The sequence below is a fragment of the Cupriavidus sp. IDO genome (genome assembly GCF_000812465.1).
GTDB lineage: Bacteria > Pseudomonadota > Gammaproteobacteria > Burkholderiales > Burkholderiaceae > Cupriavidus.
In genome coordinates this window covers 62,832-72,270 of the sequence record NZ_JWMA01000114.1, presented here as the reverse complement: position 1 = coordinate 72,270, position 9,439 = coordinate 62,832, and the positions used below count along the sequence as shown (strand labels likewise).

Sequence of the window (9,439 nt, the reverse complement as noted above, 5' to 3'; positions counted from 1 at the left end):
TTTTCCTCGAGATAATGGATATCGAACGGCCCCATTCCGTGAATCTCGACAATGGTTGCCCGCTTCGTAAAGGCATAATGCTGCGCCTTGCCAGGTAGATGGTGGAAGCCGCCGGCCACTAGCTGATGTGCCTTATTGATATCATATTTGTCACCTGACCCAAGATAGAGTGCACCGGAGAGAATGGTCAGGTTCTCGTCCTGCGTGTGCCAATGGGGTGGGATCTCGTATCCAGCCGGCAGCTTCAGCCGGATCACATACGAACCCTCCTTCATCGGGTCGCCGTATAACACAGCAATCTTGGCTCCCTTTGGGAGCGCGTCGGGCGCATCTGTCCATTTGAGGGTCGCGGCATTCAGCATTTCCATCCTGTCCACCGGAGCGGCCTGCTGGCCGAACAGAGGAGGCGCGATGGCCAAGGCAAGCAGCAAAGCAAATTCCAGCCGTTTCATTTTTAGCCTCCCAGATCCGGTTTCCGCAGTCGCTGACTATCAGCGCGGATTGCCTTCATGTTAGGAAAGAAGCATGACGATACAAGCCGCGGCGCCGCAACCTAGGAACGGAAAGGCGCCAGGGGAGTCTGGACGCCATCACGATCATGAAACCTTGTCCCGTTATCAGGCGCCTCTTAGCTGGGCCAGGAGGGGCTCGCCGTGCCCCCGATCGAATACGACTGCTGTCGCTGAATGCCCAGCCTTGGGTACGTCCGCGCCGACGAAATCGACGGTGGTCTTCGCGAATCCAATGGCAGGCTTCAGGTGCGGATGGAATGTGCGAATGTCCGAGCGATGAAGCAAGCGAATGTCGCTACATGGCCGACTCCTGCCTGACGGGTCTGGCGGGAGGCGACTCTGGGGGCGACGTTCGGGCTGCGCACGCCGATTCTATGCGGGGGCTGTGGCGTTCGGCCAGGCGTCTCGTTAAGCGGATGTAGCGGCGGCGCTTTTCACTATCGGTTCGGGGCCCGGTCGTCGACGGGATTCTTTACCCTCGCGGATGCGTGGGAAATCCGGTCCCTGACGACGCCGATCGCCTGCTTGAGGGCGTAGACATCCCGGAAAAAGCGATGCGGCAGCCGTATCTCGCTGGCGTGCGCATCGATGTCCTCGATCTCGTCGCGCCATTGCGCCACCTGTTCCGAGGTCGGTTTGCCGTTTCTCCAGATTTCATCTTCCAGCGCCTTGATCTCCTGGTACCAGACTAAAAGCCGGTTCTTGTACCTTGCCTCTATCATGCGCGGCAAAGCCTGCAGCAAGCCGAGCAGCAAAGCCATGAAGGGCAACAGGATTAACAGGCGCCGTTCGATGAAGCTGGCGAGCCAGAAAGGCAGGTAGCGCTGCAGGAAAGGGCGTCCGGACTTGAAGTAGCGCGTGCTCTCGTCCGAGATCGGAAACTCGCTCGTATTCAGGTTGGGAAACGTGCCCAGCCGCGTGAAATAGTCCTCGCCGCCATGCACGGACCGGGCGGCCTCCAACAGCAGGTACACCAGGGCGGGGTGGAGGGTATCCTTCGAGACCAGCAGGGCCGTGGCGGCCAGCAGCGTGACATCCGCTTGCGGAAGATCCTTGGCGATGCTGGTCGATGCGCGCGGGAATGTGAGCTTGGAGAGCGCGGGAAATCTCTGCACAAGGGCGTCGGCCTGAACGAAATTCATCAGCTTCAGGTCGCTGTTCAGCAGCTTCTGCTGCATGTCGGCATCCGGCCTGCCGATGAAGAAGGCGGCGTCGAGCTGGCCATCGCGGAGGCTTTGATAGGCTTGGCTGGCGTCCATCTCCAGCAGCACGCTGTTGCTCGCGTTGACACCACTATGGTTGAGCAATACGCGCGAGACATTGAGCAGGCCGCTGCCGGGCACGCCGATCGAGATCCGCTTGCCGCTCAGTTGCGCCAGCCGGTCTATCGTGGCCTTGCCACGATAGAACACCCAGATCGGTTCGTAGGAAACGGCGGCGATGGTCTGCAGGTGGTCGGTTTCCTTCGGCGTGGTGGTGCCCGACTGGATGAAGCCGACGTCGTATTCGCTGTTGGGATCCGTCAGTCTCGAATAGTTCTCGACCGACCCGGCGGAACTGCGGATATCCAGCGTGATGCCGTCGCGTTTGAGGAGGGGGGCATAGCGATCCGCAAAGCCGCGGTAGATGCCCTTGTCCGCGCCGGTCGTGATTACGATGGTGCGCTGGATGACGGGTTCGACGACGACCGCCACGCCCCAGCTCAGCGCGGCGACCAGCAGGATGGCGCCGGTGATGGCAAAGCGCCGGCGCATCGGTGTCATGGGCGCCTTCTGGCTGCGTCGGAGCGCTGGGTTGGGCCTGGGCATGGCTTGGCTCTCTTGTTGGGTTTCCTTCTGCGTAGCAAGGCTTGGGCGCCATACGATATCAGATTGTCCTGTCGCGAAGCCGGCGATGGTGGGAAAGGAGGCATATGCCGGCCGGGCGATGACTGGCAAATGGACGGCACGCGTGAACGGCCAGTCCACGGCTTGCCGGCGCAAACCGGGCCGGCACCGGCCGTAGATCCTATGTATGACTCCCTGGGGCAAGAGGGCCGGCCTGCCGCGAGGGATCAAACGCGGGCTAGCATGACTGCCGGAGCCGCATGGTGTGGACAGTGCCACACCCGGCGATTTCCAGGCGGAGGCCAGCATGGAACACGAGGCTTGTTGCTGGGTCCTGCGGATCTGTCAACCACCAAAGTAACGGGTACTGCCGAGCGACCCGTCGTGTCGACGGCCGCCCCGGAGACAGCCATGCGGGGACTTGCGGCACGGCTCGATCGCTCGATGGCGGTCGGCATCGAAGGGGCCGGTCTGGTAGTGGCCGCCGGCTCGTCGCCCGCCGCGCAAGCGCTGCTGAACCGCAGGGTGGCCCGATGGGCGATGCGATGTACTCGCAGTATCGCTGCGTCCCCGCCGGACAGTGCATGGTGCTACCTGAAGATGTGAGTGTGGTGGATGGCGCGTCGGCGATCGTCAACCCGCTCTCGAGACGATGCGCAAGCATCGCGTCCTTCAGCGGCATCCCAATACGTGTCCGTGATAAGAATGGAACCCTGAATGACGCGAGGGCTGCGGGCGTGCAGCGGCGCTTTCACCGCCTGCACGCTTCGGCATGAATGGCCTCCGACGCCAGAATTGCTCTTACTGCATGCGCTCAGTTCGTGCCGCTCGCGCCCGCGGTGGGCGGAGCGGACGGTGCAATCGGTGTGGCTGGTGCGGACGTGGCCGTCGGCGCCGTTGCGTCGTGCTTCGCGGCGGGCGCTGCAGTGGCTGTTGATCCATCAGGCGCCTTCGACGTCGGCGAAGGCGACGGGGTCGCTGGAGCCGGTGTAGGTGCAGGTGCTGCAGCGGGCTGCTGCACTGGAACGGGTGGGGTGGACGGCGTCGGCACGGCGGGCGTCGTCATCTTCATCGGCTCGCCCGGAGGCGTCGGCGCGGGCTCGGGCAGCGGCGCAACTTGCGCTTTCTCCGCGGCCTTCGCGGTCGCGCGGTCACGTCGCACCGGATCGACCTTCAGAAAGTGGTCGACCAGATTGAAGAAGCGCTCGTAGAACACGCCGGCCGGAATCGTCTCGCTCGCAATCTTGACCATCGAGTCGCTGCCCGAGCCGATCGGCAACGACAGCGAGCCGAACACGCTCAGGCCAACGCTGGCCGACGTGCTGGTCTTCTTCAGCGCGTAGCGGTCCTGTACCGCGTTCACATAGGCGGTGCTCGACGTGCCATCTGCGTTCGCGTCCGCGCAGACGACGTGAAAGGCGATCACGACGTGCGTGTCGTCGCTCGGCTGGAAATTCTTGCTGCCATCGATCGTATCGGGATGGGTCGAATTTGACACATAGCCCTGGCTCAGTAGCGCCCGCCGCGCGGCTTCGCAAGTCGCGGCGGAATTCCCCTGGAACGTGCGCGCGTATGGGCTCGTCGCCGTGTCGAATTGCTCCTGCTGATAGAGCGGCTTCGGCGCCGAACTGCATGCCGACAAGACGGCGGCAATCGCGCACAAGAGGAACAACTGGCGGAATCGGTGGAGCATGGCGTCGATCAAAAGGGCTCGGCCGTGTGACACGCCGCGAGGCGCGATCGTGACGATGCCGCCGCATGTGCGGTGTAACTGGCATTTGCGCCGGTCGTTTGTGGCGGCGCAAACTCGCATGGCCGGGGGCGTCATTATAGATTCGTCTGTTGACCGGGGGCCGGACGCATCCAGACGCGTTGGCCGTCTACAGCAAGTGTGGCACAGATGGAGTCGTGTACTGATTAAGGCGCCCCGGGTGCTGGCGTGTGAAGCCCGTTCATTAAAAAAAAGACCAGGATGCTTAGCCGTTAGCAAAATCTGTTGAGACGCAAAACGGGTCCCGCCTGAGATGACGGGACCCGTTCTTTTTGCCTGTAAGCAAGGGCTATTTGTTGCGTCCACGTGGTGCTGCAAATTTTGCACTCGTGTTTGATCGCTTCGGCCAGCACGCCGCGGCCAACGCATCGGAAGTATTTTTCGGAGATGGGATGCAATGCATCGTGTCCATTGGAACGGAGCGGATCGATGCGCAGGGCTTCGGACCAGCCGGAAAACACCGCTCTGGGCGCTTCCTGGCCAGGCCGATTGCCTGCCGTAGCGATTACCGAATCACGGTGAGAGCGCAAGCTGAAGAACAATAGATTTGTCTAGATGACAACGGAGTTGTTCACGTCAACGAGCGTCTGCGCACCAAGCATGGCCATGTTTCGATCGACCTCATCGCGCAAGAGAGCGATGGCGTGGCGAACGCCTTCGGCGCCCCCAACGGCCGCAGCGTAGACAAAGGGCCGACCCAGGAAGACAAAGCGTGCGCCCAGTGCCAGTGCCTTCAGAACATCGCCGCCTCGCCGGATACCACTGTCCATCATGACGGCTGTCTTGTGCGCAACGCTTTCACAGATCTCTGGCAATACAGCAAGCGGTTCCACTGCACCGTCCAATTGGCGGCCGCCGTGATTCGAGACGATGATGCCGTCCGCGCCCAGCGCGACAGCGCGCTCGGCGTCGGACTTATGCAGAATGCCCTTTATGACCAGGTTGCCGCGCCATCTTTGCCGGATTCTCTCGATATCCGTCCAGCTCAGGTGATCACGCCCCGTCGTATCCCGAATTGCCGAGGCCGACAGGATCGGTGCGCCGCGAGTCGAGAAGGAATTTTCGAAATGCGGCATCCCGTGCGAGAGCAGCGTTCTGGCGAATGTCCCGGCCAGCCAGCGCGGTCGCGACGCGCCATCGAATGCCAGACGGACCGACGGCCGCAAAGGCAAGGAGAAGCCAGTGCGGACGTTGTTCTCCCGGTTGGCCCAGACGGGAATATCAACCGTCAGCACCAGCGTGGCGAACCCGGCCGCGTCGATCCGTTCAATCAGGGCGTCGCGCCGTGTGGCGTCGCCGGGCAGGTACGCCTGAAACCACGTGTCTGGTGCGGCAGTGTGGACGGCTTCCATCGGAATCAGGGAAGTGCCGCTCATGATCGCGGGTATCCGTTCTTCCTGCGCGGTTTGCGCCAGGACCACATCACCACGGTAAGCGGCAATCGCACTGATGCCGACGGGCGCTATCCCGAAGGGAGAGGCATATCGCTTCCCGAAGAGCTCGGTCGCTTGTGATCGCCCCGACACGTCGACAAGGACCCTGGGACGAAACCTGACCGCGTCGAATGCCGCCCTGTTCGCGGCGAGCGACTTTTCATCCTCCGCGGCGCCAGCAATATAGCCAAAGATCGGGCGCGGAAGCACCCGCTTTGCGGCGCCTTCAAAATCGGCAAGCGAGAGGATGGGGCGCAGTCGTCGATGAATCTGACGGTTAGCGCCATAGGCAGGCTGGGCAGGCATTGCAGCGCTCCGGGCGAGTTGGCCTTCTGCGAGTTCTGTTCGAGATGTCATCATGATCCGAAGCGTCTGTCAGTTTCGGCCGCTGTCAGCCAGCCGTGCCGGAACCCATTGAACAATCAGGCGAATGTCCCGCGCTGGCGCATCAGTTCACGGAACAGCGCCTCGTTCTTCTCGAACGGCGCACGCCCGTGGACGTAGAAGTAGTTGTTCAGGACCACCAGATCGCCGACGGGGAGCGACACTTCCCTGGTTCCCGACGAGGCCTCCATGGAAGTCGACAGGTCGTTGAGGAATGCCGCCTCTTCACGATTGCGAGGCTGTGCGAACTGATCGATGAAGGACATCGACAAGCCGAATTCATTCTGGAAGAAGAGTGGGCGCTCGACCTTATCGCTGACATTCTTGGATCCCGGTGCCTTGTAGAGGAAGGGCTGTGTCCCGAGCCGGTGGGCGACAAACCGGTGATGCTCTTCCCAGTCGTCCAGATGCAGGAAGCGGGACTCGCCGCCCTTTGCATTCTGTTCTGCGAACTTCATCATCAACAGCCAGTCGGTCGCTTCGCTGACGAAGGTGCCATCGGTGTGCATCGTGAAGAGCCGATAGGCCTGGCGCAGATAGGAGTCGCTATTGTCGGTGTGCCTGACCACAAAACGGGCATAGTAGGTGCCCGACATCGCATCGTGGTTGCTGGGGCCCAGCAGGTGCCCGATCGCAGTGCCGAAGCGAACGAAATCGTCTGCGTCCGTAGTCAATCCCTGTAGTCCCACGGTAAAGCCACCGTGCTGCCGGTCCTTGACAATGGCATTGACGGTGCTCGCGAAGTCCTCGCCGGCATGCTTCGCGAGCGCGCTCGCGAGTTCGTAGCGCATGAAGGGAACATACTCGAGGTTCTGAACGTCGATCCCGCGTACATCATGCAGGAATCCGAGAAGGACAGCGCGCTCGATCGTGACATGCACGATGCGATGGTGATCGGGGTGTGTGGACAACTGGAAACGGGGCTCGTCATTGCCGGCAAGCAATGCCGCGGGAAGCGGGGCATTCATCGAGGGTTCTCCGGGACGGTGTCTGTGTATGGCGCCATTTCATCCGAATTCCTTGATATGATCCAGCTATGAAACTGTAATCTTTGTTCTGATTTCAGGATTAAAGCGATGATTGACGTGCGCCAGTTGCAGTGTTTTCTCGCCGTGGCGGAAGAGCTTCACTTTGCGAAGGCGGCAGATCGCCTGGGTGTCGCGCAGTCAGGGCTCAGCACCCAGATCCAGCGCCTTGAGCAAGATCTGGGAGTCACGCTCCTGAACCGCAACAAGAGGAAGCCGGTATCGCTTACCGACGCGGGGCACTTGTTCCATGCGGAGGCTGTCGCCGCGCTGCGGCACATCGAGCGCGCCGACCAGGTCGGACGCCTGGCCGCCCGAGGGCTGGCCGGCGTTATCCGTGTCGGCTACGTGGCATCTGGCGTCAGCAGCGGCCTCCTGTCTAGGATGCTGGGCGAGTTCCGGAAATCACACGAGATGGTCCGCCTCGAAGTCGTGCCCATGGAAACACCGAGACAGTTCGAAGCGCTCAGCGACGGGCTGATCGATGTAGGGATCGTCAGGCCCAGGCGGCTCTATCCGGCCGGCGTGCTGACGAAGGTCGTCCATACAGAACGTCTGCTGGCAGCAATGTCAGCCAGCCATCCTCTTGCACGGCGGGGAACGGTTGCGGCGCGCGCGCTGGCCGATCAATCGTTCATCGTCCCGCAGTTTGCGGAGGAGGAAGGATTCGGGTCTGCGTTATCAGCATTGGGCAAAGCCGGAGGGTTCACCCCTCACCTGGAGTATCGCGTCCAGGATTTCATCTCTGCAATTTGCCTGGCGTCCGCGGGATACGGAGTGGCCATCGTGCCAGAGTCAATGCAGAACATCTCCCAGCCTGGTGTTATCTACAGACAGATCACCGACTTTAGGCTCTCGGTGCACTTGGCGCTGGCTCATAGGCGTCGGGAAATATCTCCAGCGGTACGAGCACTTGTGAAGCTCGGCACGGAGATGTTCAATGGCCGTGCAGGCTAGATCCGTCATTTGACGCCGAAGGCAGGTCTCAGGAGCGTAAGCCAGGCGGCAGTAATTGGCCGCCCCGTTGGGCGAGGCCCTAGCCGCCGGTTCCGGGTGCGGTCACCACACCAAAGTTCGCCACGCAGTAATTGTCATGCATGGCGAGGCCGAAAGTCTCCTGATTGCTGGTAATCCCTTGCAAGCGGCAAACCGAGTTCGGGTCGCCACCGTGCCGCGGCTGATTTTGCCGGCGGGCAGCGTATGTCGCCCCAGTGAATGGCTGAAGAAGCACTGAGAACGATCCGTCCTGGTTGGACGGCGGATCGCGCACGTGCGCCGAACTGTCTTGCGTTGCCTCCGAATCGAAGCCCCGGAAGTCGGCTATCCGGTCCTGCGTCGGCGGGTCTAGTCATGGGAGGGAAAGTTCAAGACGTGCAAGGCAAAGCAGAAAGTTGCGCCAGGCCGGATGATTCAGATCAAGCGGCAGGCCGGCGGTGAACCGTCATATCAGATAGAGAACAGGAGACGACATGGCGAAAGTCGTAAAGATTTACGAAACAGGCGGGCCCGATGTCCTCCGTTTTGAGGACGCCCGTGTGGGTGAGCCAGGACCGGGGGAGGTCCGCGTCCGTCACGTGGCCGTAGGCCTGAATTTTGCCGACACCTACTTCCGCAGCGGTACTTACAAAGTGCCGCTGCCCAGCGGCATCGGCAACGAGGCCGCCGGTTTGATCGAGGCCGTCGGTGCCGGCGTCACCCATCTGGCGGTTGGCGACCGTGTGACCTATACGGGCTTTACCAACACGCTGGGCGCCTACAGCACGGAGCGGTTGATCTCTGCCGAACCGTTGATCAAGTTGCCGGAGGCAATCAGTTGCGAAGTCGCGGCGGCCATGACCATGCGGGGCTTGTCAGCGGCCTACCTGATGCGCCGGATCTACCCCTTCAAGGCGGGCGACTCCATCCTGTTGCATGCCGCGGCCGGCGGTGCCGGCCTGATCATTTCGCAATGGGCCAAGCTGCAGGGACTGACGGTGATCGGAACGGTTTCTACCGACGCTAAGGCCGAAGTCGCGCGCGCTCATGGCTGTGACCACACGATCAATTACAGCCATGAGGACGTGGTCACGCGCGTGCGGGAACTGACGGATGGCGTGGGCGTGAACGTGGTCTTCGACAGCGTGGGCAAGGACACCTTCATGTCCTCGCTGGACTCCCTCAAGCGCCGCGGCCTGCTGGTGTGCGTGGGTTTCGCCTCCGGCCCGGTCACCGGATTCGATCCGGCAATTCTGGCCCGCAAAGGCTCGGCATTCCTGACGCGCCCGGGCCTGGCCGACTATATCGCCGATCCTGTCGAAAAGGCGGAACTGGTCGATGAGCTGTTCGGCCACGTGGCGGCAGGCCGCATCCGCATCGGGATCAATCAGCGCTATGCCCTGGAGGACGCCGCGCCGGCACATCGGGACCTCGAGTCTCGAAAGACCACCGGCTCGTCCATTTTCGTGATTTGACAGTTTCCCTCCGTGGGAGAGTCCAGCCGTCAGGCAGG

At 61.8% G+C, this 9,439-nt stretch carries 7 protein-coding genes and 1 pseudogene; 3 read left to right on the top strand and 5 right to left on the bottom strand.

Annotated elements, in window-relative coordinates:
- Both RM96_RS27070 and RM96_RS27065 read right to left on the bottom strand, forming a co-directional pair.
- Positions 1 to 452: cupin domain-containing protein (locus tag RM96_RS27070; protein WP_039014813.1), on the bottom strand; the 452-nt coding region annotated here is incomplete at its 3' end.
- Positions 453 to 949: 497 nt separating this feature from the next.
- A complete protein-coding gene (locus RM96_RS27065; protein ID WP_039014827.1) occupies positions 950 to 2,275 on the bottom strand; it encodes a TAXI family TRAP transporter solute-binding subunit in 1,326 nt (441 codons plus the stop codon).
- A 381-nt stretch (positions 2,276 to 2,656) separates the two neighbouring features.
- Between RM96_RS27065 and RM96_RS40255 the strand changes: the two are divergent.
- Positions 2,657 to 2,985, top strand: a pseudogene (locus RM96_RS40255) (NADH oxidase); the annotation flags it as partial.
- Between the two features lie 167 nt (positions 2,986 to 3,152).
- On the opposite strand, the gene RM96_RS27055 reads toward RM96_RS40255, so the two are convergent.
- From RM96_RS27055 to glaH, 3 genes are all read right to left on the bottom strand, one after another.
- Positions 3,153 to 4,031 carry a DUF2242 domain-containing protein gene (locus RM96_RS27055; protein WP_039014826.1) on the bottom strand — a complete coding sequence of 293 codons (879 nt, stop codon included), beginning with the start codon at positions 4,029 to 4,031 and terminating at the stop codon, positions 3,153 to 3,155.
- Positions 4,032 to 4,660: 629 nt separating this feature from the next.
- Complete coding sequence (locus tag RM96_RS27050) at positions 4,661 to 5,848, bottom strand: alpha-hydroxy acid oxidase (protein WP_039014811.1); 1,188 nt, start codon at positions 5,846 to 5,848, stop codon at positions 4,661 to 4,663.
- A 116-nt stretch (positions 5,849 to 5,964) separates the two neighbouring features.
- A complete protein-coding gene (gene glaH / locus RM96_RS27045) occupies positions 5,965 to 6,894 on the bottom strand; it encodes a glutarate dioxygenase GlaH (RefSeq protein ID WP_039014810.1) in 930 nt (309 codons plus the stop codon).
- A gap of 108 nt (positions 6,895 to 7,002) precedes the next feature.
- On the opposite strand from glaH, the gene RM96_RS27040 reads away from it, so the two are divergent.
- Together RM96_RS27040 and RM96_RS27035 are read left to right on the top strand one after the other, a co-directional pair.
- On the top strand, positions 7,003 to 7,908 hold the full coding sequence (locus tag RM96_RS27040) for a LysR family transcriptional regulator (RefSeq protein WP_039014809.1): 906 nt from the start codon (positions 7,003 to 7,005) through the stop codon (positions 7,906 to 7,908).
- A 512-nt stretch (positions 7,909 to 8,420) separates the two neighbouring features.
- Complete coding sequence (locus RM96_RS27035) at positions 8,421 to 9,401, top strand: quinone oxidoreductase family protein (RefSeq protein ID WP_039014808.1); 981 nt, start codon at positions 8,421 to 8,423, stop codon at positions 9,399 to 9,401.
- Positions 9,402 to 9,439 lie beyond the last annotated feature (38 nt).